This window comes from Pseudovibrio sp. WM33 (genome assembly GCF_001623165.1).
Taxonomy (GTDB): domain Bacteria; phylum Pseudomonadota; class Alphaproteobacteria; order Rhizobiales; family Stappiaceae; genus Pseudovibrio.
In genome coordinates this window covers 26,363-51,230 of sequence record NZ_LMCK01000127.1, presented here as the reverse complement: position 1 = coordinate 51,230, position 24,868 = coordinate 26,363, and the positions used below count along the sequence as shown (strand labels likewise).

Sequence of the window (24,868 nt, the reverse complement as noted above, 5' to 3'; positions counted from 1 at the left end):
ATAACTCGTATTGAACTCTTGCCTTTCATAAAAGATCGGTCAACTGTGCAACATTGAGAGACAAAAAACACTTAATGGAAGTAACGGACTACCAGTCCGGCGGGGGAAGCATGCTTCAAGGTTGGATCGTAGTCCTTGTCGCTTTGGCATATATACTGCTCTTATTTGTTATCGCGAGTTACGGTGACAAAGTCGCCAAGAACCGCGTTAAGAAGACAAGAGGGCGGCCACTCATCTATGCCCTCTCACTCTCCGTTTACTGTACATCATGGACATTTTTTGGATCTGTCGGATCTGCCTCGAGAAATGGTTTCGAGTTTATTGCCATTTACCTCGGACCGATCCTTGTGTTCGCTTTTGGGTTTCCGCTGATCCTGCGGGTGATCCAACTTGCGAAGGCAGAAAAGATTACATCCGTTGCCGACTTTATTGCTGCACGCTATGGCAAAAACCCTATGGTTGGTGCGATTGTTACGTTGATCGCCTTTATCGGCATGATCCCTTACATCGCGCTTCAACTGAAGGCACTGGATCTGTCTGTCGGTACGATTGTGCTGCATCCCTTATTGTCGCTTGATGATGCAGAGATTTCGATCTTCGGTGATGAGACACTGATGATCGCCATTTTCATGGCCGTGTTTACATGGTTATTCGGCACCCGTCATATTGATGCGACAGAGCACCAAGAAGGCTTGATGCTGTCCATCGCGACTGAAGCCGTTGTTAAGCTCGTTGCTTTTCTCGCGATCGGCATTTGGGTTACCTTCATGCTGTTTGATGGGCCATGGGATCTCCTGCACGCTTCATTTGCCAACACCAACAGCTCACAGGACCTGTTCACGAATATCAATGCCAGCAAGTGGGCGGTTATCACCCTCCTGTCTTTATTCTCGATTGTGCTTCTGCCGCGCCAGTTCCATGTGACTGTGACGGAATACAACAGTGAAGCTGAGTTGAAACGGGCGACATGGTTGTTTCCAAGTTACCTGATCGCCATTAATCTATTCGTCGTGCCCATTGCTCTTGCAGGTATGACCATTTTGGGCAACACGGTCGACCCAGACATGTTCGTGCTGGCGCTGCCTCGTGCTTATGATGCTGACTGGTTGACCCTGCTGGTGTTTATTGGTGGTCTTTCTGCAGCAACTGCCATGGTGATTGTGACCACCGTTGCACTTTCCATCATGGTTTCCAATGATCTGGTGATGCCGATTATTCTGCGCCGGCGTAGTGAGGACGAGATCATTTCGACTTCAGGCGAAGACATGAGCCAATTGGTGCTGGGCATTCGGCGCATGTCGATCTTCCTCGTCATTCTGGGAAGTTATGTCTACTACCGCGTTGCGGGTGATAGCGCGGCTCTTTCGAGCATCGGCCTTCTCTCTTTTGCAGCAATTGCGCAGTTCGCTCCTGCCTTTATCGGCGGCTTAATCTGGCGCAGAGCGACGGCGCGCGGCGCGATTGCCAGTATGACAGCTGGATTTGCAGTCTGGTTCTACACTCTGCTGCTTCCAGTCTTTGCGCGGGAGAGTATCTTTGGCTCAAACATCCTTAGTAACGGCCCGTTCGGCATAGAGTTCCTGAAGCCTGAAGCACTGCTGTATCTTGATATGGACCCGTTTGTGCACGGTGTGCTCTGGAGCCTTTTGTCGGGACTGCTGTTTTACGTGGTCTTCTCACTCACGCGCCAACCAACTGCGATTGAGCGCATTCAGGCCAACACCTTTGTGCCCACTGGGATTGCACAGGCCCCTGCCCTGCGGAAGCTGCGAACAACAGTGACGATCGGAGATCTACAAGCAACGATTTCTCGTTATGTTGGAGAAGAGCGGACACAACGCTCCTTTGATACTTATGCTGCGGAGCATCGCATCACGATTGACAGCAGTGAAGAAGCCGATGCCGTGATCCTGCGTTTTTCCGAGCAACTGCTTGCCAGTGCAATCGGATCAGCATCCGCACGACTGGTGCTTTCTCTTCTCCTCAAACGGCGGGACCCGGGCACTCAGGAAGCCATCAAACTGCTGGATGATGCGACCGAGGCCATCCAATATAACCGCGACCTTTTGCAGATCGCGCTGGACCAAGTGCGGCAGGGTATCTCCGTTTATGACAAGGATCTGCGTCTGATCTGCTGGAACCGGCAGTATCGCGAAATGCTTATGTTGCCGGCCAAGTTTGGACAAGTTGGCACTTCGCTTGAGGAGATGATCCGCCATATTGCAGAAGCAGGCGAGTTTGGTGATGGCGACGTGGACGAGATTGTCGGCCTGCGCATGCACAATTTCATCAATCGCCAAGAGACCTATCAGGAGCATCTGGTCAGCACCGGAACAGTGTTGGAAGTGCGTACCAGCCCAATGCCTTATGGTGGCCTGGTTACCAGTTACACCGATATTACTGAGCGTGTTTTTGCAGAGGAAGCTCTTGCCCGCGCCAATGAGAATTTGGAGCAGCGTGTTCGTGATCGGACCGAAGAGCTGACGAAGGTGAATGAGCAGCTCGAGGCTGCCAAGAAGACAGCAGAGCTGGCTTATCAGGACAAAACGCGGTTCCTGGCTGCTGCAAGCCATGACATTTTGCAGCCGTTGAATGCAGCGCGACTTTACTCCTCTACCCTGACCGACCGTTTCATGGACGGAGACCCGGAAGACCGCAAACTGGTTAGCAATATCGAAGCATCGCTGGAGTCTGTGGAAGAGATCATTGGTGCCGTACTCGATATTTCCCGTCTGGATACCCGAGCGTTCAAGGCAGAGATTTCGACATTCCGCCTTGATGATATTCTCAATCCATTACGCGTAGAGTTTACTCCAATTGCTAAGGAAAAAGGGCTCAAGCTCACAATCCGCAGCACTGATGTTTGCGTGCGCTCAGATCGACGTCTTTTGCGGCGTTTGCTGCAGAACCTCATTTCAAATGGGCTGAAGTACACCACAAAAGGTGGCGTCGTAGTTGGTGTTCGCAAGACGAAGAACAACATGGCGAATATTGAGATCTACGATAGCGGGATCGGCATTCCAGAAAAGCAGCAGGAGCTGATTTTCAAGGAATTCCGCCGCCTTGATGATGGCGCACGCATCGCCTCCGGGCTTGGGCTGGGCCTTTCTATCGTGGAACGCATTAGTAAGGTGTTGGCGCTCAACGTGGCACTCAAGTCTCAGGATGGGAAAGGCTCTCGCTTCTCTCTTGCCATTAAAGAAGCCATGAGTGTACCGGTTGCTGCAAAACAAGCTCAGCCTAGTGCTATCGTCAGTCAACTGGCTGGTCTCAATGTGCTGGCTATCGATAATGAACCGCAGATTCTGGAGGGCATGGAGTCTTTGTTGCGTACATGGAAATGTAACGTGCTGACGGCTCCAAATGCGCAGGATGCTGCCAAGGCAATCTATGCCAGCAAGACACAACCAGACATCATTCTGGCAGATTACCATCTGGATCAGGGGACTGGCATTGAAGCCGTTGTGCACCTGCGCTGGAAGTTTGGCGTACACTTCCCTGCTATGCTTATTACTGCAGACCGAACAGCTGAGGTTCGAGCAGAGGCCTTTGATAAAGATATGGAGATGATCCATAAACCACTGAAGCCAGCTGTGCTCAGAGCACATCTGATGCGTTGTAAGGCAGCTTTTGGGGATACGTGATCTTTCAGGAGACATTTATTTGGCATTGCCAACAAAAAAGGCGCTCCAAAGAGCGCCTTTTTTCGTAGATCATCTCGAAGAATGCCTAGCCAGCGATGCTTTGCCACTGACCAGCTTCGATTTTTGCCGCTGCAATGACTGCCTGTGTCCGACTTTCAACGCCCAGCTTCTGCAAAATAGCAGAAACGTGCGCCTTTACAGTCGCTTCCGATACAGACAACTCATAGGCGATCTGCTTATTCAGCAAACCTTGCGAAAGCATCATCAACACACGCACTTGCTGCGGTGTTAAAGACGCGAGACGCTGAGCCATTTTGGTTGCTTCATCAACGGTGTTCAGGTCAATGTCTGGTGGAATCCAAACGCCTCCCTCCAGAACTACTGAAACACCATCCTGAATGACATCAATACCAAGTGACTTTGGAATATACCCGGACGCGCCAAACTCAATGGCACTGCGAATTGTAGTCGGATCTTCTGTTCCGGAAACGACAACAATTGGCACACCCACATATTGAGCACGCAAGTACATTAATCCAGAGAACCCTCGCATGCCCGGCATGGACAGATCCAGAAGGATCATGTCTACGTCTTCCTCCCGATCGAGAGCAGCGGTGACTTCATCAAGGCTCCCAGCCTCGATAATCTTTACCGATGCGAACTGTTTCTCGATTGTTTGACGCATTGCACCACGGAACAGCGGGTGGTCATCAGCGATAATAAAGCGGTGGACCGCGTTGTGCACGCTGTGCTCCTCCATTTCTTGTCGTGGACTGCCTCCAATGATCTTCGATCCGTCTCGTCGAAATAAGATCATCAGATTTGCAGTTTTCGACGCCTCGGGAGCATAAACGAGAATTTCGCAGCTCTCCCAAAACGCCACGATAGATATTTTACAACCTTAGAACTCCGCGGAGTTTCAACCGGTCGCATCCCCCTATACAAAAGCATTATGCGAAACAGGGAGGTGCTGGCAAGCATGAAGTTGATTGTTTTCACTCATCTCACGTACTTTTACCACAAAACCGTCAGTAATCATTAAGATATTGCAAGAAGGCATGCAGAGAACTCAAGAGTTGCTCCCAAAGTATGGGCTACCTAAATCGGGCGTTTTTCTGTTTTGGGCACTTCGAGGATTGGGGATTAGTATTAGGTAGTAGAATTTTAGTCTAGCGGTTCGCTTAGGGGACTGTAGAGTATGTATACGTTGGGTAATCATTACTGGAGGTGGGAGTGCGTACACCAAATAGAGTCGCCTACTGGACCAAAACACGTGCGCTCATGGCTGCAACGCTCATTCTCTGGCTCATCTTCTTTGGCGTCGCTGTCTTTTATGGAGCACCCGGCTCTGATCCCAATGCCCCTCAAAATGGATTGAGTGGGCTTTTCGGTTCTCTGTCAAACAGTTATGTGTGGGGATGCCTCCTGTTTTTCGTCGCCAGTATCCTGATCTCATGGTTTTGCGGTGCACAGGACAGGCTTGATGAAGGCAGCACTGGTTCATCTCAGCGACGGGGGAGCTCATCATGACACTCTCCAGTCTCGATCCTCATCCTTCGCAATACAAAGGCCTTCCACTAGCGCTTTCTCTGTTTACGCTCGCACTCTTTTTGCTGACTGGCTTACTTGCCGTTATGGAGAAAGCCGGTGTTGTTGTCGTGCTCATCGAAGCGTTGATGGCTTTGCTGCCATTGCTGGTATTCGCCATGGTGGGCGTTCTGGCACGGACCATGAAGCTCTCCGAGTATCATTGGGGCGGTAAGAGCGTGCCTGCTGGTTTGACAGGTGTGACCTTGGCTGCATGCTTTGTTGGCGGCAGCTTCTTTCCGCTGTTTCTCTCTGTCATTTTCCTGCCAGAATACATCAGTTTCCCAATTGTTTTGGGATGGGTGAGCAGTCTTGTCTTGTGTGCAGTGCTATTTGCCTCCCCTCTCCGGAAATTTGGTTCAGCGACGATTCCTGAGTTTTTGGGTGTCCGTTTGCAGAGTAATTTGGTTCGGTTGATTGCCAGCGGATTGGTTATTCTTGTTGGCATTCCTTTCCTATGCACCGAGATGTTGATTGGCGGTCAGGTACTGGCAACATCTCTCAGCGCGACCTCGACAACGGGTATTCTGCTCTTTTCTATCGTGTTGCTCATTTCTGTTGTGCTTGGCGGTGTCAGCAGTGCTGTGTGGACCCAGGCTCTGCAAGGCGTGCTGATGGTGTTTGCCTGTCTTTCTCCAGTCGTCTTGCTTGGGTTAGACCAGCTGACATCACCTATGATCTCTGAAAATGCCGGTTTCACCAGCGTTGTCAGCACCTCGCTCACAGAGCAACTCACTGCAATCATTGATCTTGAGAATACCAGTATCGGTTGGTTCTTAATGCAAGGTCCATATGCTGGTGGGCTCTGGCCGTTGATTGGAACAGCTCTTTTCTTTGCCATTGGCATGGCTAGCCTTCCCCACCTTCTCAGCAAATTTTTGGGTACTGGGAGTTCGTCGTCTTCTCGTCGTGCAGCCGGGTATTCTCTTTCCTTCCTTTTACTCCTGATGGTCGTTGGTTCGGCTTATTTCCTGTTGCTGGCAGATGAGCGGCTTCAGAGTTTGCTTGGGCCGAACGCATTGGATCAAGGTCATCAAAGCGGTCTCATTGCCGCGCTGATCAGGTCCGGGATTGTTGCAGCAGCACTTGCGGCAAGTTCGGCCCTCTTAATGGCACTTTCAACAAGCGTTTCGCGAGATCTCATTGAAGTTTTGGTGCTGCCGCGTGCTTCACTCAACCAGAAGATCGTGCTGGCACGTGTTGTGGTGCTGCTGATTTGTGCCTTTGTCACGTACCTGGCCTATAGCGAGAGCTTGTTGTTTCTGGACATGCTGACATTGTCGCTCTCCCTTGCAGCAGCTGCATTCTTTCCTGTACTTGTACTTTCATGCTGGTGGAGCAGGTTTCACGCAACTGCGGCTTACAGCACAATGCTTGCAGGCAGCTTAGCGACCTTGTTTTACGCTGTTGCGGTGACCAGTGGCTCTACCGGTTTCTGGTTTGGGTTTCCTGCGGAGATGGGCGGGCTGCTCGGTGTGTTCCTTGGGTTTGCCGTCGGAATTTCACTTTCGTACGTTACTTTTTCCGAGGATGAGCGGCATTTTCATCTGGCAAGTCTACTAGAGCAACCAGGTGAACGTGATCTCTCGGTAGATCCACCTGATACTTCTGACAAGGATGAACCAGAAGAACTCATAGAGATTAAGACGTAATTTTCAGAAAGTTGTAAGTAAACTCTTACAAACACTGAAGGTCGTTTGCAGTCCATTTACGCCGATTCAAATTTACAACTTCCGCTAAGTCGAATTCAATAGAGCTGCGTCTATAGTTTATCTCCAATAGAAGCCTAGGAGAAACCTATGGACGCTTTACAACGTGCTGCTCGTGCCAGCGTTGCTCGTATCTGCGGATTTTATTGCCTCGGCGTGCTCCTCATTATGGCAGCGCTCAGCTTTGATCCGGCCAGTTCCTTTCGCACAGGTGCCATGCTCGCAATCGCTCTGAGTGCTATGCTTGTTTACAAGGCCTGGATCATGCCAAACGGTAAGCATGACGGCGATGATGCGTGGGCCTTGATCAAGGGGCAGGACAGCAGCGGGCAAGACCCAAACAGAATGCAAAGCGACGCGCTACGCACCGCCTATCATGAGTATTCCAAGCGGGCGATGGTTGTCGCTCTGGGGCTCTGGTTCGTAAGCGTTGTGGCTAGTATTTCTGACTGACTGCTGTCAGTGGTCAGGAACCAAGATAATGCAGGGTCATGGAGCGTCGATGCGGCGCTCTTCTATGCTCGATCAAATAAATACCCTGCCAGGTCCCCAAATCCAACTCCCCGTCGACCACCGGTATTTGCAGAGATACTCCTGTGAGCATGGTTTTGATGTGCGCAGGCATATCGTCCGGGCCTTCATAGGAATGGAGCCACCCACCATTTTCAGGCGCGAGATTTGTCAGGGCCTTTTGCAGGTCCTGCAAAACAGTCGGATCAGCATTTTCCTGTATGGTGACAGAGGCCGAAGTGTGGCGAACGAATAATGTGAGCAATCCATCTTTTAATTGGAGCGACTTGGCCCATTCCCGGATCTCTTTGGTAACTTCATAAAAGCCCAACCCCTCCGTCATGAACACTAGTCGTCCCATGGACTGAGAAAGCTGCGTCTGACCACTATCAATGGTCCAGACTTCACAGCTGTTCTTCGTTTTTGACCAACCCGACATGCTGGAAATCCATCCCCTTATTATTCGTTAATTAAGATCGTGTCGTTGTCATTGACGCGAGATTGCGCAACAATTTCTATAACAAACATATTGGCAACATTTTATTGTCGCTTCCGGAGAAACTACATGTCCGAGAATTTCGCTCCTCTGTCGATAAGTCAAGAGGCCGTCGCTGAAGCAAAGGCATTTAACAAGAAAATGACGGAGCAGCTGCGCGCGCTTCCTGATCCATGGAGTTTCCCCCCTACTGTCACCCGTGAACGCCGGTTACAGGGGCTTGGTGCGTTTCCTATCCCCACCTACTCGGAGCAGGCTGAGGACCTGGAGATTGAAGGGCAGCATGGTTCTATTCCCCTACGGCTCTTCAAAGCTGATAAAAACTCATCAAATGGTGTGATTATTCATTTCCATGGTGGAGGCTTTGTGTTCGGCTCTGCCTCCTTTCAGGATCCTTACCTAGAGAGCATGGCGAAGACTACAGGGTTAGATGTAATTTCAGTTGAGTACCGGCTTGCTCCAGAACATCCTTTTCCGCAAGGGCCTGATGATTGTGAGGCGGCTTGCCATTGGGTTCTGAATGAAGGCGCGGGCCAATATGGCTGGAATGCCTTTGCTCTGACCGGGGAAAGTGCTGGTGCAACATTGGCTCTGACAACCGCCTTGCGCCTGCGTGACAAGCATGGGATGATCCCTTTTAAGGCATTGGTTTTGTTATCAGGTTGGTATGACATCGGGCTTACGCCATCTGCCCGCCTTTGGGGTGAAGAGGTGCTTTTTCCGACAACCCGTGACCTTCAGATGTTCGGGAGGCATTTTCTGCTTGGAGAGGAAAACGCGGAAGATCCAGCTGTTTCTCCTTTGTATGCCCGGCTGGAAGGATTGCCACCAACACTGCTAAGTGTAGGTACAGAAGATCCACTACTGGATGATACTTGTTTTCTCGCGTCCAAGTTGAAATCTGCTGAAGTGGAGACTTCACTTGAGGTTTATCCCCATGGATGTCATGTTTTTCAAAGTTTTGATCTTGCTCTTGCCAAGCTGAGCACCCAAAGGATAGATAGTTTTTTTCGGACGAAATTCGGTTCGACCTGACCTAATTATTAATAATTAGTGGGTTATCGCAGTAGCGCTTATGGACCGAGGCTGCACAAAGGGTTGGATATGGCAAGCTTAGAAACACTTCTCTCGTTTGTGAATACATGGGAATGCGACGAGAACGACCATTTGAACGTGCAGTTTTACTTCTCCAAATTTGAAGAAGCTGACCGTCAATTCAGAATGATGACCGGATTTAGCGAAGCACTGGTTGGTGCGCGGCGTGTTCGACACGTGCGTTACCATGCAGAGCTGGTTGCTGCATCCCTGATTACCGTGAAGTCTTATGTGGCCTTTGACGGGCCGCACATGCTCTCTGTTGTGCATGAAATGATTGAAGGCTCCACCGGGGAGATCTGCGCAACTGCGATTGATGGCTATACGCCAAATCCTAGTTCTGCAAAGCAGTTGCGGGCGCGCTTCAAAGATGTTGAGGAGAATATCTCCAAGCCAGCGGTTCCACGTGGCATCTCTCCAAGCCCGTTCTCTGGCAAACCAACCATTGATGATTTGCTCAAGAGCGGTGCGCAGATTACTGGCCGCTCAACAGTTCTGCCACGGAATCTGAATGCTGAACAGAAAGCTGAAGACGCATTTGCACTTGCCTGCTTCTCTGATGCAGCAGCGCATGTGTGGGAGCGGACTCCGATGAACACGGCGTGGTTGGATGAGAATGAATATGGCCGGGTTGCGCTGGAGCAGAAGCTTTCCTGGATCAGCCCGCTGAAGCTGGGGGATATGGCGCTGGTGATTTCTACGCTGACCAGCGTTCAGGAAAACACCTTCACAATCCGCCATCATCTGTTTGAATCTCGTACCAAGCGTTTGGCGGCGGTGTGTGATCAGGTGTCTATCAGCATGGATCTGAACAGCCGTAAGACTGTTCCTCTGACAGCAGATTTCCGCACAGCACTGGTGGCTTTACAAACACAGTAAGCTTTGCGATCAACGCGTTAAGAACCGCCTTCCTTTGAAGGCGGTTTTTTTATGCCCGCTTGTTACTGCGCTGGCTGTTCGTTTTCACCCTTCTGGAAATCGTCTTTCATTTCTTCGACAACAGAGAAGAAACGGCGCATGGCGTTTTCGGTGAACTCCAGTGCTTCTTCCAGTTTTTGTTCTTCTTCATCGCCGAACCAGCCTTCTTCCTGTTGTTTGACGATGGAAAGGTCGAGGCCTGCTTCGGGTTTGATTGCGGCGATACTGGCGTCTTCGGTCAGGGTAGCAAGTGCCTCTGAGATGCGTCTAAGTTCCTGACGCATCTTGTCATTTTCTGCTTCCAGACGGGTAATTTCGTCCTCGTAGACCATGATGCCGTCAAGGGAAGGCTGGCAGACGAGTTTTTCGGCCTTGGTGGCGCAGAGTGAGACTATCCCCGTGCGGGTATCGAGGCGAACCAGCCCTTTATCCGTCTGCTGCATTTCAAAGCGAACGGGCACATCCTGCTCAGTTTGAGCAAATGCGCCTTGTCCGCTCATCGCAAAGATGACCGCGAGAATTCCACTGGCCAGATAAGACTGTTTCACGATTTCTTCCCATCTCTGTTTCAAATCAATGACTTAAAGCGGTTGGAGATTGCAGCGCCATACCTGCTGGCAGATATGGCTTTCAGTTTAGCAGCAATCAGAGCGCCTTGACCATCTGATCAGACATAGGCGTGAAATGGGGACTACTCGAGGCTTTGATAAGGGCTGCGGCCACTTTTCAACGCATCTTCCAGAAGATCGAGGCGGTCTTGTCCCCAAAATGGTTCGGAGTTGAGCAGATAGGTTGGTGAACCGACCGCATTTGCCGTTTCAGCCATGCGGGAGTTGACAGTGTAAGCTTCCAGCATCTCATCAGACTTTCCAGCTGCGATGAGGTTATCCGCGTCCAGACCGAGCTCATTCAAGATGGCTGTCAGGACATTTTCATCGGCTGCGTTGAGGTCTTTTTGCCAGACAGCTTCAAAGACTTTCTGGGAATAAGTGCCAACCGGACCGCCCTGCTCCTGCAGACGAATTGCGATGGAATCTGCCAGTGCGATGTCCGTCGGGAAATAGGCTGGCTTGTAGTTCATTGAAACGCCGCGCTTTTCTGCCCAGCGCTGGAGCTCAATAAAACGATACTTCTGGCGGGCCGGATGGCGTTTGCCCAGAGGCAGGCCGCCTGTCAGCGGGAATAAGACAGCGAGATTGACTGGCCGAAAGGTTACTGTGACATCATAGTTTTCCGCGATGCGCAGAAATTCCTGATGGCCCAGATACGCCCATGGTGAAAGGTGCGTATAGAAGTAATCGATCTGTGCAGTCATGATTGTTCCCCAATGTAAACACTCAGCCTATCCTGTTGCAAAAACAGACCGATTTCAATGAGAAAGCCCTGTGCTGGCGTTCACAAAAACGCGCAGACCGTATGAGCAGCTGTAGAGTTTTGTTTTTACGGCTGTTTATCTGAAAACCGGTCACATTGGAGTCGGATACACATCAGAAACCAGCTTTGCGTTCTTATGTGCGTTGGTTTGCGTTAAAGGCGTTTTTTGTGCGTTGGTTACAAAAAAGCCCCCAAACTTCGCAGTCGGGAGCTTCATTCTTCATTGCTGAGCCGAGTTCAATCAGGCAGGCTCGTTCACAATGCTTGCGATCTTCCACCGGCCTTCAATGTTGATAAGCAGGTAGTGGCAAGTGAAATCGAAGACTGCTTCGCCTTCGTCATCTTCCTGCTGCCAGTCGAGGCTGACGCTCGCGGTGGAGCCGGAGATGTGAGAGGACACCACTTCGTAGATGGAAGAGGTTACATAATGCTCGCGGTGCACTTCCAAGAGTGCTTCGATGTTCTCGCAAAGCTCAGCCTTGTCGTTGAAGACATGGCCTTCTTCCAACTGCCAGATTACACAGGGAAACGCAAAGCAATCTGCAATCAGCCCGGCGTCATAATCCTCATAGGCATCTGCATAGCTATCAAACAACTCGGAGAGCATTAGTTCTGTTTCGTCCTGAACACTCATAGTGACTGCCCCTTTTCCCAGCTTATTGATGTGCCAGCATTTTTCACGAAGGTAAGGCTTCTGGAGCCCGTTTTCCCTTATATGCCGTGGATAGGGCTCAGTTTGCCAGTCCTTTTTTCAGAAGGAAACAAATTTCATGGGTATTTTCCGCTTTTTATGCCGATATCCCGACCACCTCACAGAATAAATCTCATGGTTTGACACCAATGGGATGAGTGAGATCGGTTTATCCCCCTCCCTTCTCTTCTTTGCTAAAATGTTCTTGGTTTGCCCCATTTCTGATTGGCACATGTGATCATTGGTGGCAAAGTGCGCTCAACTGTTTTCAGGATCGGACCTTTTCGTCGTTTATGACAGACACCTCTCACCTTCCCTCAGTCTTTAACAACTGGTTTGGCAGCCGTGGTTGGGCACCGCGTGCTCACCAGCTGGAGCTGTTTGACAAGGTGACTGCTGGCAACTCCGCCCTTCTGATCGCTCCTACTGGTGGCGGTAAGACACTGGCGGGCTTTTTGCCGTCACTGGTGGATCTGCATCACAAACGTCAGGCAGACAAGCGCAAGGCCGGAGAAGCAAAAGCTGCTGGGACAGGCGGTCTGCACACGCTTTACATGTCTCCCCTTAAAGCTCTGGCGACAGATATTCACCGTAACCTTGAGGTGCCAATTGAAGAGATGGGGCTCTCCATCAAGCTGGAGACCCGTTCCGGCGATACGCCCAGCCACAAGAAGCAGCGACAGAAACGTCTTCCACCAGATATTTTGCTAACCACGCCGGAACAGATCTCGCTTCTGCTTTCTGACAAGAACGCAGAGCGGCTGTTTGCTGATCTGCACTATGTCATTTTGGATGAGTTGCACGAGCTGGTGACCTCTAAGCGCGGGGACCTGCTCGCTCTGGCTCTGACCCGTTTGCGCAAGCTGGCTCCTAACTTGCGCTGTATCGGGCTTTCAGCCACCATTGCGCACCCTGATGATCTGCGTGCCTATCTGGTAGAACAACCTTTGTCGCAAGACGTTCACCATGCTGAAATTGTACAGGCCAAAGGTGGAGCCAAGCCGCATATCAGCATTCTGGAAACGCAGGAGCGTCTTCCGTGGTCTGGTCATTCCTGCATCTATGCTTTGCCGGAGATCTATGAGGAGATTAAAGCCCACACCACCACACTGGTGTTTGTAAACACGCGCTCGCAGGCGGAGCGACTGTTTCAGGAGCTTTGGCGTATCAATGAGGACACTCTGCCCATTGCGCTTCACCATGGCTCGCTGGATGTAGGCCAGCGCCGCAAAGTGGAAGCCCATATGGCGGCGGGTCAGCTGAAGGCTGTGGTGTGTACCTCCTCGTTGGATCTGGGTATCGACTGGGGTGATATCGATCTGGTGATCAATGTGGGTGCGCCTAAAGGAGCAAGCCGACTGGCACAGCGTATTGGACGCGCCAATCACCGCATGAATGAAGCCTCCAAGGCCATTTTAGTGCCCTCCAACCGGTTTGAAGTGTTGGAATGTCAGGCTGCTCTGGAAGCCTCTGAAGCAGGAGAGCAAGATACCCCTCCTCTTCGCGAGGGCGGATTGGATGTTTTGGCCCAGCACATTATGTGCGTTGCCTGTGCTGCGCCGTTTGAGCCTGAGCAGCTTTATGAAGAGGTGATCAGCAGTCAATCCTACAGGCATCTGGATTATGATCTGTTTGTGAAGGCTGTGGAGTTTGTGGCAACAGGTGGCTATGCGCTGAAAGCCTATGACAGATACGCCAAGTTGCGCCCAACCAAAGAGGGATTGTTTCGCGTTTCCCACCCGCAATTTGCCCAGCAATATCGCCTCAACTCCGGCACAATTTTGGACGCGGCAACGCTCAAAGTACGGCAGGTGAAACCACGCGGAGCCAACAGCAAGCGGCCTCTTGGGTTTGGCGGCAAGATGCTGGGGGAGATTGAAGAGTGGTTTATTGAGCAGCTTGCTGTTGGTGACACCTTTGTGTTTGCCGGTCAGGTGTTGAAGTTTGAGGGCCTTAAGGAGAGCGAGGCCTATGTGTCCCGCAGTGCTTCGCAAGACCCGAAGATCCCGAGTTATCAGGGCGGCAAGTTTCCGCTCAGCACCTATCTTGCAGAGGGCGTGCGCAACTTTGCCTCTGATCCTAACAGTTGGTCTTCTTTGCCAGGTCAGGTTCGTGAATGGTTGGAATTACAAAAAGAGAAATCACAGTTACCAGATTATGAACGTCTTCTGGTAGAGACCTTTCCGCGGAACGATAAGCACTACCTTGTGTGCTACCCGTTTGAAGGCAGATTGGCTCACCAAACGCTGGGAATGCTGCTGACACGCCGTCTTGAGCGCGCTGGTCTGCATCCTCTGGGGTTTGTGGCAACTGAGTATTCACTGGCCCTGTGGGGGCTGACAGATTTGGGCGCTGCCATAAAAAGCGGGCGTTTGACGCTGGATGACCTATTTGAAGAAGATATGCTTGGTGATGACCTTGAAGCGTGGCTTGCTGAAAGTAGTTTGATGAAACGAACCTTTAGAAATTGCGCTATGATCTCAGGTCTCGTAGAACGACGGCACCCTGGCAAAGAGAAAACCGGGCGGCAGATAACTATAAATACGGATCTTATTTATAACGTACTGCACGAACACGAGCCCGATCACCTGCTTTTACAAGCAACCTGGACGGATGCCGCTACAGGACTTCTGGATATCTCTCGTTTAGGTCACTTTCTTTCTCGTATCGACAAAAGAATCACGCATAGTGCTTTGGGTCGCGTTTCTCCTTTGGCTATTCCGGTTCTTCTTGAAATTGGGAAAGAGCCTATCTTTGGAAGTGCGACAGAAGAGCTGCTGGCGGACGCAGCAGATGATTTATTACTGGAGGCCCAATTGTGAGACTTAACAGTCAGTTGCAGCCACGAGTAGAACCGAGTTATCGTCAACCTATTCCTGTATGCCACGACTTGTCTCTCGCAAGAGAACTTGTTGGCCTTCACGACAGTGGAGCCTTGTGGTGGCCAGAAGAGCGGACCCTTGTGGTGTCTGATCTCCATCTGGAAAAAGCAGCCAGCATTGCCAAGAGCAAGGGCCTGATGCTGCCTCCTTATGATACAGCTGCCACACTGGAAAAGCTCTCCGCCCTGATCGATCTGTTCGATCCGCGCCGCGTGATCTGCCTTGGTGACAGTTTCCATGACTGCGAAAGCTCCGAGCGCATGCCTGCGGCGTATCTCGCCATGCTGGCAACCATGCAACTGGGACGGGAGTGGATCTGGATCACCGGCAACCACGACCCTGAGATTGCCCGGCACATATGCGGTGAGCGTTATCAAGAGCTCTCCATCAAATCCCTCAGTTTCCGGCATGAGCCGAATGAACAGGCCGAGCGCGGCGAGATTTGCGGGCATCTGCATCCAGCCGCCAAAGTGCGCCGGATGGGCCGTACCATTCGCAGAGCCTGCTTTGCGACCAACGGCAACCGCCTTGTATTGCCAGCCTTTGGTGCGCTGACAGGTGGCCTGAATGTGATGGACAGAGCTTTTTCTGATGTTTTTGCCGAGAAGCGGTTCTCGGTGTTCATGCTGGGCAACGGGCGATTGTTCCCATTCACTGCCTCCAAGCTCCTCAGCGAATAATAAAAAAGGCCCTTCTGATTTGAGGGCCTTTTCTTTTGTCTACCATCGCTGAACGCTTTCGCTTCCTAATCTTTCTTGAAGATCACGCCTGCGAGCCAGCCGGTGAACAGGGCCAGAATAATGGCCAGTGCGCCGTAGACTGCCGGATGTTGCCGGGACAGGTTGAACGTCACCTGCTCAAAGCCTGTTTTCGCCACGGTCAGGACTTGCTCCTGCTGGTCCAGCAATACGCCTCCGCTGAAGAGGAAGGTCGTGACTTTGTAGTCCCCTGTCGGGATGGTGGCTGGCAGGTCCACTGTGGTGGAGAACAGGGTCGGGCTCAGGAAGTTGATGGACTTGGACATCTGCGAATAAAGGCCGTGCTGGACACGGGAGCGCAGAAACGCTGCCTTGAACGCATTGCGCTCCAACGCTGGCGCACGGGTGCCCAAGGCTGCAAGCGGCAGGTGTTCCAAACCAATGCGGTACTGTTTGAGCCAGTCGTCTGATGCGATGTTGCGCAGGTCATCCGTTGCATGGACGGCGTAGAAGCTTGGAACAGCGATGTAGGTTTGCGAAGTGGCGTTGATCCAAAGGCCGACGATACGATCCTTACGCCATGTGGTGACGCGCTCCAGCGGGCCTTCCACAACGACGACCACATCCTGATTGCCGGTTCTGGAGACGGTTTCTGCGTCTCTGGCGATCTCTCCGTAAACGAGGATCTGCGTTCCGGTGAAGTTGGAGGTGATGGCCACGTGAGAGGAAGAGACGGCAGACACGAGCTTTTCAGCCAGAGCGGGTGCGCCAGAGATGAGTGCCAGAAAGAGAACTGTCAGCAGTGTTGTGAGTGAGTGGAGCGCTCGTCTCATTTGACTGGCTCCTCAATCACGCTGACGGAATAGAGGTCTTCCGGTTCCACAATCAGATTGAACGCGAAGCGCAGGCCGACGAGCAGCACCAGCAGGCCGAGGCCGAGGCGCAGGTGTTCACCGCGCATGCCCTGCCCCACCTGAGCGCCGAATTGAGCGCCAATCACGCCGCCGATCATGAGCGTCAGGGCGAGCACGATATCAACGGACTGGGTGTTGATGGCATGCAGGAACGTTGCCACGGCCATGGTGCCGAGGATCTGTAGCAGTGAGGTGCCGATGACGATGTTGGCCGGTACGCGCAGCAGGTAAATGAGCGCTGGCACCATCATAAAGCCGCCGCCGATGCCAAGAACGGACCCGAGGAAACCGATGGAACTGCCGATACCGAAGATTGGGATGACGCTCACATACAGTTTGGACCGGCGGAAGCGAACCTTGAACGGCAGGCCATGCACCCAGTTGTGTTGTCCGGGTTTGCGGCCAGCAGGTGCTTTCCCGCTTTTGCGGCGCATGATGGCCTTCATGGATTCACCCAGCATCAGCACGCCGATGGTGCCGAGGAAGGTGACGTAGGCCAGTGAGATCACCAGATCCAACTGCCCGAGGCTGCGCAGAATGCCGAAGATCCAGACGCCGATTGCCGAGCCGACGATACCCGAACACAGCAGAACTCCGGCGAGTTTGAAGTCAATGCCCGCTTTGCGCCAGTACGACAGAACGCCGGAAGCCGAAGAGGCAACGATCTGTGTGGTGACGGTTGCAACAGAGACCGCTGGCGGAATTCCGGAGAAAATGAGCAGTGGCGTGAGCAGGAAGCCGCCGCCAATGCCGAAAAGCCCTGAGAGGAACCCGACGGTTCCGCCCATGGCGAAGATCATAAAGACATTAATCGGTAGTTCTGCAATGGGTAGATAGATCTGCAAAATGGCACCGCGGGTCACTCAGGTGACCTGACAGTGCGCCCCGAGTCACCTTTTATCCAACAACATTGTAGAGTGTTAAGCGCCATTCCAGACGCCCTGTCAATCTACGCGGAGCAGCAAGTGCAAATCTAACCAGAAATCCCCTAGTAACGTGAAATTATATGGTCTGAGAGGCCAGCGCCGTCATCAGACGCCGGTCAGGTTCACCCGTTGCTTCCATTCCCAGGCGCGCTTGCAAACTCTTGATTGCGCGCCGTGTATTAGGTCCCATTACACCATCTGGGTTGCCTGGATCATACCCCATATCGAGCAAGGCTTGCTGTATTTTTTTCACAGATGGAGAACCGGCCTGTGAAACTGTGGTTTTCGGCTTGCCGGACCACTTGGTGTCGATCATGACCTTGTTGGCTGCTGGATCAACCGGCTTCATCTGATAGGTCGCTACTGCTTCCAGAGCCTGTCCGTGCTGGCGCTTGGTCAGGCTGGCGGCGACTTCGTCGCGTTTTCCGGCGGCGTCATCGTCCCCTTGCAGGGCTGCGAGGGCGAACCACTTGTAGCTTTCAACCAGATCCTGCTTCATGCCAAGGCCACGCGCTGCGAGGATGGCAAGGTTGAACTTGCTGTCTGCTACGCCATGATCAGCAGCGATGCGGAACCATTTGACGGCGGAGGTGTAATCCGGTTTGCCATCGATGCCCTCTACGAAGAGAACAGCGAGGTTGTGCATGGCTTTGATGTTGCCTTGCGCGGCTGCCAGAGAATACCAGTCCCGTGCCTGTGCCAGATCCTTTTCAACACCGCGGCCTTTTTCATAGAAGCTGCCGAGGCGGTATTGCGCTGGCGCCAGACCTTGCGCTGCTGCTTTGCGGTACCAGTCCGCTGCTGCACCCAGATTGGCCGGAACCAGATTGCCTTCGGTGTAGCGACGGGCCACTTCGAACTGGGCGGCGGCTTCGCCAGTCGCGGCGGCTGTTCGCAGATCAATCGGACCGATTGCATACGGCAGATCGTAAGCTGACTGTTTTGGCGCAACTTGCTGAACTGGCTGCCGCGGAATGAATGGTGTCACCTGCTCGCCAAAGCCAGAGGCTGTTGCCTGTGTGGTAGGAACGCTGGCCGTTGTGATTGGATCAGCGGCCACATTGGAAGCAACTTTTTGAGCTGGCTGTGCTTTGCTATTTCCCCCGCCAATGTCGGTTGCCTGACCAAAGATCAACTCTTTGGTTGGTTCGGACGGTGCGGTGGCGGAGCCAGACTGCCAGATGCTTGTGGAGCTGACGGGTGATGGTAACTCTGCCCCAGAAGGCATGGAGGATACGCGGCTGATAACATCAGGTGCTGCAATTGCGTCTACACCACCGCTCAGCAGGGAGGAGTTGTCTTTGCCTGGCATTGGTGCATCTGGCGCCATGATGCTTGGCATTGTGTCAGATCCTGCAGTGTCAACGCCGTCTGAACTGGAGAACAGACCTGTGTCGAACACCCGCAACGCGCCGATGGTCAGAAGAAGAGCCGCTGCTGCCAGCATGATTGCACGGCGGCGGTTGGATTTGCTTTCCTTCTTCTTGCCTTTTGTTTCTGTTTCAACTTTGCCCAGCTCAACAGGTGCAGCAGACAGATTGATCGGCTCTTTCACCGCAGTCTCTGTCTCGCTTACTATATCTTCTGAGCTTAAGGAAATAGGCTCTTCGGCTACCTGAAGTTTGCTGAGAACCTCAGCCGTTGCAGCTGCCTTTTTGGCGCGCAGGTTTTCAGGAACCTCAACATTTTTGGTCCGGTTCGGGCTGATGTAGTCACGCAGACGGCGTGCCCGTTCTGGTGCTTTGCTCGTGCCGGATGCTGGCTTTTCTTCTTCCTGCTTGGCTGTCTTCACTTCTTTGGCAGCCGCTTTTGCAGCACGGCGAGCCGCTGCTATGAAGTCTGCTTTACGGTTACGTGGACCTTCCGGTTCCGCCGCGGCAGAAGCCTGTTCCGCTGAGTTTCCTTTGCGCCCCATATTGAAGGCGCCCAGAATGCTGCTGATCTGCGTGTCGCCAACCAGTTTCTGGTGTTCGTTGGAAATCTCTGTGTTGCCGATGGCGTTGCGGATGCTTTCCAGATTTTCCAGGCGATGGGAAATGGTACCCAGCACATCGCGCACATCTTGCAGCGCATGCTGGTCTACATCGTCTTTCTGGCCGGATGCTTCCAGCAGGGACTGCAGGTCGAGACGCAGCGCAGAAATGGCAGCTTCAACAGCCTCACCCTGCTCCGCGCCATTGCCCAGAGCCAGATTGTCTGTTGCAGCCTTTACTGCATCCTGTGCGATCTGCTGCGCCTTATCCACCATGTCGGTGTGAAGGCCTTTGATCTCTTGCTCGATGGTGCCGAAGCTGTTTTCCAGATTGCCGATCGCACCAAACTGGGTTTGAGACATATCCAGTTTTTGAGAAAGGTCTGCAATCTGCTGTTCCAGACGATCGATCTCAACATCAGAGGACAGACCAGACGGGCTGGAGATGGTTGCAGCCAGCTCCTGCAGTTGGGATTCAATGTCGCCGGAAGTTGCCAATGCACCGATGTGGCCGCGTAGTTCTGCGATCTCGGCGCGGATCATGGACATTGCTTTGTCGGAGGAACCAGCATGGGCACTGTCTTCAACCATCTGGGTCAGCGTCATCACACGCTGTTCAAGACGGGCAAGAGCCGCACTTTCGTTCTCGTTCAAAACAACCTCGAAGGAGGTTTCCGCCAGACGGACTTCGATGCCATCCACTTTATTGCAGAGATGGTCGAGGCGTCCTTCGATGGAAGAGAAAGCCTGATCGAAGCCAGTTGAGGCCTCCGGGCTTTTCTCCATACGGTCCAGCTTCTGGCCGATATCAGAAAGGCGATCTTCCAAGCGGTTCAGCTGATCGTTGTTGCCTGCTTTTTCCGGGCCTTCAGCCAGAATGTTGGAGATGGAGTCCAAACGGCCATGCAGACGGTCAATCACTTCACCATCCGGCATGCGTGTTTCAACGCTGCTGAGGCGGGACTGGATATCGCGCTGAATTGCAGAGAAATGGTCCAGCTCATCCATGCGGGCTGTCAGGAACCGGATGCGCTGATCCACATCATGGATCATGCGGCCTGAATCCAGACGATCAATAACTTGTCTCAGCTGAGCAACTTCATCGCGGACAACTTCCAGGCCAGCGGTACCGGAGCGAAGCAAAACATCTTCCAGACGGTCGCCCATGGAGGACAGACGGTTTTCCAGCGAGTTGAGCTGATCAACACGAGGCAGCTGGCGGATTTGGTTTTCCACCTCGGCCATCCGCTCAGACAGGCTCTCGTAAATCGCCGGATCAACATTCTTTTCTGCCAGTTCCTGCAAGCGAGACTGGATGGATGAATGCGCCATGCCCAGAGCATTGAGGCTGTCCTCAATGTCAGAGCGGGACAGCGCAGACTTCATCTGCTCCAGTTCGTGGCGCAGTTCTTTGAGCAGCAGGCCGTTGCCCTCTTCATCGCGCAGGCGCCCAATAATCTCGGAGAGCTGCGAGCGATTGTCAGAGGTACGATCCATCATTTCGTCGCGCAGGCTGTTGAGCTGTGTCTGCATGCCATCGTGCAGTTGCTCAAAGCGTGCTTCATCTGGCTCACGCAATGTATCCAGTTGACTGGCCAGCTGCTTGAAGTGGCCATCAATCATTGTGTTGAGCTCAGAATATTCCGCAGTTTGTGCTGGCTGCGGTGCTGCTGGTCTCTGGCTTTGCCGTGCTTCTACACCGTGTGGCATTGCGCCTGCGTTGAAGCGAGGCTCCATCTGCGTGACCGGCGGACGAGCATAATCTTGCGCGGCGGGTGCCCAGTTCTGCTCTACAGGAGCTGGTTTCGGCTCCTGCATAGGCGCAGTATTTTCAGCTTTTGGCGGAACACCCTTCCCTTTTTCATTTTCGTTATGAGCAAGGGAGTTCAAGCGTTCATCCAGGGCGTTCAAGGCATCAAGCACGGAGCTGATGCGCTTTACCTTAGAATTCTCCGCGTTTGGATCTTCGTCCTGTCTGGCCACTGGTGCAGCCCATTCCTGATTTTCCGGCTGCATAGGGGCAGCAGGATGAGCAGATGGCTGGTGCGCACGCGGCTGCATTGGTGCAGGCTCAGCGTATTGCTGGGCACGACGCTGCGGCGCATAAGCTTCAGGTGCCTGTGGTAAAGGAGCCTGTTCCTGTCTGCGCATAACTGGCGGGCGCGGATGCAGGAGCGGATCACGAGAAATACCAGCGCGTGCATACAGGTGCTGGTCGGCAGACGGATCGTACTGATCCTCATAGGCATGTGGGCTTGTTGACTGGTCGAGACCGGACCTCAGATCAGAGCGGCGCCATGGATCACGATTTTGGGGATCACGAGTATGTGGGTCGCGAACATGAGGATCACGCGCATGCGGCGCATGCATGTGTTGATCACGTGCACGTGGCTGCGGTTCTGCATGAGCGAGGGGGGTACGGCCTTCAGACTGCATCAGGCGGCTTAGTGCCTGCGCAACTTCGTTCATCGCCGCTTCCTGAGACGTGGGATGAGGTTGTCCGTAAGGTTGCTGCGCCGCTGCACCAAATTCATCAGAATAGGGAGAATGGGCCGCATGCCTTGCTGCTGCAGGATTATGTTGCGCCATTCGACTTTCCTCCAACCACTTTACGTGGTCTGCATCCAGCCCTTCACCAAAGGACTTGTCTGAAGCGGATTTTCCAAATTCTGGTTTATTCCAAGACATGCCTGAAGGGCCTCATAAAACTGTCCGGACCGCGCCATGTCGTCCTTCCCTGCCCAAATCACATTATAAAAATAAACGTCAACCACTTTACGTGGTTTGTGAGTGGGTCAAGAAACGAATCACTTTGCGGTTTTGCACCGGTCTTAAAACTCGTAGGACTAGTTTTTTACTCGTTAGGGTAAATAGCGGGTTAATAGCTCGAATTCTGCGTGAAGAGCCCTTAAGGAATGTGAATTACGGCGGTTATCATGCAGATACCCTGCTATTTCAGGGAGTACGGAACAAACTCATGAAAATAATTCGTGTCCCGATTTACTCGAATTAAGGGTTATCAAGCCGCGCACGCTGGACCTACGTGTTCTTGCCAATGTATAAACTTGATGGAAATTGCGCGGTGCATCATTTAGCATGTACTTAAGTACGGATATCGTACATTAGAGGCAGTGTCGTGAGAGCAAAGAAGAACAGGTCAAGCAGATGAGCGAAGCCCTACATATCAATGAGATGATTGTTGATGTTGTTGCCAATGAGCTGGGTAAGGGAAAGAAGACACAGTTTACCATTGGCGACCTGGCAAAAGAATTTGATGTTACCCTCCGTACTCTTCGATTTTACGAGGACAAGGGCCTCCTGAATCCTAAGCGTGACGGGCTTAATCGCATTTACAACCGTCGGGATCGTGCGCGTTTGAAGCTGGTTCTGATGGGAAAACGTGTTGGTTTTTCTCTCACTGAAATCCGCAGTATGCTGGATCTTTATGATCTGCGTGACGGTCAGGTCACCCAGCTTGAGGTGGCACTGAGCCGCTTTCAGGAGCAGATTAAAGTGCTTGAAGGTCAGCGCGCCAATATTGATGAAGCGATTGAAGACCTGCAGAGAACCGTCACGATTGTTGAAGGTATGCTGCGCGAAAAAAGAGGCTGATTTTCAGTCTGGTCAGGTGGGGCTTTTACCCCACCTTTTTGATTTATAGCCACTTATAGGTGCCTGAATTTATTCATGAAGAATACGTTCAATATTTTTCACCTATAAAATACCGGCTTATCTCCCGAACTTTCTTAATTTAATTGTTATCCAAGCCATAATCTCGCAAAACGCTTGCCACACGGATGCGATACTTCTGGAAATATTCATTTTTTCCCAGTTGCTGCGCCTCCTGATGCTTTTCCTGAGTGCGCCAGCGTTTCACGGCTTCCTCATCCTCAAAAAATGACAGTGACAAAATTTTCTCAGGATTGGTGAGACTCTGAAATCGCTCAACAGAGATAAACCCCGGGATTTTCTCCAGTTCAGGCTTAATTGAGGCGGCCACATCCAGATAACTGGCTTTGTGGTCTGCGAAGGGTTCAACTTCAAAAATAACGGCAATCATGCTGGGAACTTTCACGGCTTGTTTGGCGATTACGGCTTTGCATGCGGCGTTGATGCAAGAGTGAGAAACGTTCTGTCTTCTTTCAGGATGAACTTTTCTCTCATAGCGAACTCATAGTTTTCGCGCCCGAGCGGGTCATTTGCAAGAGTGGCTCTGTATTCTTCATAGTGAGCCAAGCTTTGCACATTGTAGATGCCATAGGCCAATGTGGTGGAACCTTCATGAGGGGCATAGTAGCCAATCAAGTCTGCCCCACAACGCGGGATCGCCTGCCCCCAATTGCGCGCGTATTGTTGGAATTCTGCCTTTTTCGTCGGGTCTATCTGGTAGCGGATGACACAGGTGAGCATCACAAATCTCCGGTTCAGTTCATCAATTCCCCCGGTGTAGCAAGCTAGCCTGCGCTGTTGTTTCGATCGTGATCGAACTATCAATTTTGCGTGTGTGCTATAGTCATCGGACAGAATTCAAGAATGGAGCCCCACATGAAAGAAGGTCCGAATATTGCCGGGATTGCCGCGCTCATTGGAGACCCGGCACGGGCGAACATGTTGCAGGCTCTTATGACCGGCGTGGCGTTGACGGCCAGTGAGCTGGCTCAGGAGGCTGGTGTCACGCCTCAGACCTCCAGTTTTCATCTGGGACGACTGGCGGAGGCCGGTTTGGTTACCCTGCGCAGACAAGGACGGCACAAGTATTACAATCTGGCAGATGCTGATGTTGCGGCTTTGCTGGAAGCTATGAGCGGGATTGCCATGCGCGCTGGTATGACCCGTGTGCGGACTGGACCGAAGGAGCCTGCCCTGCGCAAAGCCCGAGTTTGCTACAACCATCTGGCTGGAGAATACGGGGTGCAGGCCTATGACAGTCTGCTGGCGCGAGAGTTTTTGGTGGAGGACGGCGAGCAGCTTCATCTGACCGGCGACGGGCGATCCTTCCTCAGTGAACTGGGCGTGGTGCTACCGGACAAAGAGAACAAGCGCCGCCCTTTGTGCAAATCCTGTCTGGACTGGAGTGCTCGGCGCTCGCATCTGGCAGGAATTGCGGGCACCTCCCTGCTCTCGTTTTTTCTGGAGCAAGGCTGGGCCAAGCGTGTGGACGGAAGCCGCATTATCGAGTTTTCCAAAAGCGGCGATTCTCACTTTCACGCCATATTCTCCCTTTAAAATTGAGGGGCAGACAAAGCTTACACGTCACTTTCATAGTGCCAGAGGCAGGGCACACTAAGATTTCACAGGGAAGTTATCAGGTACAAACCCGCGGGATTCCGCGGATACGTACCTACCCCTAAGAAATTACACTTGGGTATAACTTGCCGCAGGCGCGAGGGCGCTCTATATTCCGTCACAAGTTGACGTTTACGCAAACGTTAAAGCCATGCCTCTAGGGTTG

20 protein-coding genes are annotated in these 24,868 nt (G+C 52.4%); 10 read left to right on the top strand and 10 right to left on the bottom strand.

All coding sequences use genetic code 11. The features are described 5' to 3' along the window. Window positions 1-110: 110 nt before the first annotated feature. Window positions 111-3,644: a PAS domain-containing hybrid sensor histidine kinase/response regulator gene (locus tag PsWM33_RS22825; protein ID WP_208994714.1), complete on the top strand. Its 3,534-nt coding sequence runs from the start codon at window positions 111-113 to the stop codon at window positions 3,642-3,644. Between the two features lie 85 nt (window positions 3,645-3,729). Here the strand turns inward: PsWM33_RS22825 and PsWM33_RS22820 are convergent, their stop codons facing one another. Continuing rightward, window positions 3,730-4,404, bottom strand: coding sequence for a response regulator (locus PsWM33_RS22820; RefSeq protein WP_014284470.1), 675 nt, complete (start codon window positions 4,402-4,404; stop codon window positions 3,730-3,732). A 473-nt stretch (window positions 4,405-4,877) separates the two neighbouring features. Here PsWM33_RS22820 and PsWM33_RS22815 point away from each other — a divergent pair, with 473 nt between their 5' ends. The 3 genes from PsWM33_RS22815 (at window position 4,878) to PsWM33_RS22805 (ending at window position 7,393) form a co-directional block, all read left to right on the top strand. Further along, window positions 4,878-5,174, top strand: coding sequence for a hypothetical protein (locus tag PsWM33_RS22815; RefSeq protein ID WP_208991760.1), 297 nt, complete (start codon window positions 4,878-4,880; stop codon window positions 5,172-5,174). After that, window positions 5,171-6,883: a sodium:solute symporter family transporter gene (locus PsWM33_RS22810; protein ID WP_063301743.1), complete on the top strand. Its 1,713-nt coding sequence runs from the start codon at window positions 5,171-5,173 to the stop codon at window positions 6,881-6,883. The genes PsWM33_RS22815 and PsWM33_RS22810 overlap by 4 nt, the downstream gene beginning before the upstream one ends. A 147-nt stretch (window positions 6,884-7,030) precedes the next feature. After that, window positions 7,031-7,393, top strand: a complete 363-nt coding sequence (locus tag PsWM33_RS22805; RefSeq protein ID WP_063301742.1) for a hypothetical protein — start codon at window positions 7,031-7,033, stop codon at window positions 7,391-7,393. Between the two features lie 13 nt (window positions 7,394-7,406). On the opposite strand, the gene PsWM33_RS22800 is transcribed toward PsWM33_RS22805, so the two are convergent. Continuing rightward, entirely contained in the window at window positions 7,407-7,811 is a 405-nt protein-coding gene (locus PsWM33_RS22800) for a secondary thiamine-phosphate synthase enzyme YjbQ (RefSeq protein WP_200962363.1), read from the bottom strand. Window positions 7,812-8,015: 204 nt separating this feature from the next. Between PsWM33_RS22800 and PsWM33_RS22795 the strand changes: the two genes are divergently transcribed. Together PsWM33_RS22795 and PsWM33_RS22790 are read left to right on the top strand one after the other, a co-directional pair. Then, window positions 8,016-8,981 (top strand): alpha/beta hydrolase, encoded by a 966-nt coding sequence (locus tag PsWM33_RS22795; RefSeq protein ID WP_063301741.1) that lies wholly within the window; start codon window positions 8,016-8,018, stop codon window positions 8,979-8,981. 69 nt (window positions 8,982-9,050) lie between these two features. Further along, window positions 9,051-9,920: an acyl-CoA thioesterase gene (locus PsWM33_RS22790; RefSeq protein WP_063301740.1), complete on the top strand. Its 870-nt coding sequence runs from the start codon at window positions 9,051-9,053 to the stop codon at window positions 9,918-9,920. 62 nt (window positions 9,921-9,982) lie between these two features. Here the strand turns inward: PsWM33_RS22790 and PsWM33_RS22785 are convergent, their stop codons facing one another. The 3 genes from PsWM33_RS22785 to PsWM33_RS22775 all read right to left on the bottom strand — a co-directional run bounded on the left by PsWM33_RS22785 (window position 9,983) and on the right by PsWM33_RS22775 (window position 11,967). Then, complete coding sequence (locus tag PsWM33_RS22785; protein WP_063301739.1) at window positions 9,983-10,507, bottom strand: hypothetical protein; 525 nt, start codon at window positions 10,505-10,507, stop codon at window positions 9,983-9,985. 143 nt (window positions 10,508-10,650) lie between these two features. Continuing rightward, the gene (locus PsWM33_RS22780; RefSeq protein ID WP_063295648.1) at window positions 10,651-11,274 is read right to left on the bottom strand and encodes a 2-hydroxychromene-2-carboxylate isomerase; all 624 of its coding nucleotides are present in this window, start codon (window positions 11,272-11,274) and stop codon (window positions 10,651-10,653) included. A 300-nt stretch (window positions 11,275-11,574) separates the two neighbouring features. Continuing rightward, window positions 11,575-11,967, bottom strand: coding sequence for a DUF4440 domain-containing protein (locus PsWM33_RS22775; protein ID WP_057464953.1), 393 nt, complete (start codon window positions 11,965-11,967; stop codon window positions 11,575-11,577). A 350-nt stretch (window positions 11,968-12,317) separates the two neighbouring features. Here PsWM33_RS22775 and PsWM33_RS22770 point away from each other — a divergent pair, with 350 nt between their 5' ends. Both PsWM33_RS22770 and pdeM read left to right on the top strand, forming a co-directional pair. Then, complete coding sequence (locus tag PsWM33_RS22770) at window positions 12,318-14,846, top strand: ligase-associated DNA damage response DEXH box helicase (RefSeq protein ID WP_063301738.1); 2,529 nt, start codon at window positions 12,318-12,320, stop codon at window positions 14,844-14,846. Window positions 14,847-14,914: 68 nt separating this feature from the next. After that, on the top strand, window positions 14,915-15,586 hold the full coding sequence (gene pdeM / locus PsWM33_RS22765) for a ligase-associated DNA damage response endonuclease PdeM (protein WP_193778452.1): 672 nt from the start codon (window positions 14,915-14,917) through the stop codon (window positions 15,584-15,586). Window positions 15,587-15,651: 65 nt separating this feature from the next. On the opposite strand, the gene PsWM33_RS22760 is transcribed toward pdeM, so the two are convergent. The 3 genes from PsWM33_RS22760 to PsWM33_RS22750 form a co-directional block, all read right to left on the bottom strand. Continuing rightward, window positions 15,652-16,437 carry a TIGR02186 family protein gene (locus PsWM33_RS22760; RefSeq protein ID WP_063287329.1) on the bottom strand — a complete coding sequence of 262 codons (786 nt, stop codon included), beginning with the start codon at window positions 16,435-16,437 and terminating at the stop codon, window positions 15,652-15,654. Further along, a complete protein-coding gene (locus tag PsWM33_RS22755; RefSeq protein ID WP_057465030.1) occupies window positions 16,434-17,363 on the bottom strand; it encodes a sulfite exporter TauE/SafE family protein in 930 nt (309 codons plus the stop codon). The genes PsWM33_RS22760 and PsWM33_RS22755 overlap by 4 nt, the downstream gene beginning before the upstream one ends. Window positions 17,364-17,520: 157 nt before the next feature. Then, entirely contained in the window at window positions 17,521-22,104 is a 4,584-nt protein-coding gene (locus tag PsWM33_RS22750; protein ID WP_063301737.1) for a peptidoglycan-binding protein, read from the bottom strand. Window positions 22,105-22,581: 477 nt separating this feature from the next. On the opposite strand from PsWM33_RS22750, the gene PsWM33_RS22745 reads away from it, so the two are divergent. Continuing rightward, window positions 22,582-23,028 carry a MerR family transcriptional regulator gene (locus PsWM33_RS22745; RefSeq protein WP_057464950.1) on the top strand — a complete coding sequence of 149 codons (447 nt, stop codon included), beginning with the start codon at window positions 22,582-22,584 and terminating at the stop codon, window positions 23,026-23,028. Between the two features lie 139 nt (window positions 23,029-23,167). Here the strand turns inward: PsWM33_RS22745 and PsWM33_RS22740 are convergent, their stop codons facing one another. After that, window positions 23,168-23,476 carry an antibiotic biosynthesis monooxygenase family protein gene (locus tag PsWM33_RS22740; RefSeq protein ID WP_063287327.1) on the bottom strand — a complete coding sequence of 103 codons (309 nt, stop codon included), beginning with the start codon at window positions 23,474-23,476 and terminating at the stop codon, window positions 23,168-23,170. A gap of 29 nt (window positions 23,477-23,505) precedes the next feature. Further along, window positions 23,506-23,826: an NIPSNAP family protein gene (locus tag PsWM33_RS22735; protein WP_063287326.1), complete on the bottom strand. Its 321-nt coding sequence runs from the start codon at window positions 23,824-23,826 to the stop codon at window positions 23,506-23,508. A 135-nt stretch (window positions 23,827-23,961) separates the two neighbouring features. Between PsWM33_RS22735 and PsWM33_RS22730 the strand changes: the two genes are divergently transcribed. Continuing rightward, window positions 23,962-24,642: an ArsR/SmtB family transcription factor gene (locus PsWM33_RS22730; protein WP_063301736.1), complete on the top strand. Its 681-nt coding sequence runs from the start codon at window positions 23,962-23,964 to the stop codon at window positions 24,640-24,642. The last annotated feature ends 226 nt before the right edge of the window (window positions 24,643-24,868 follow it).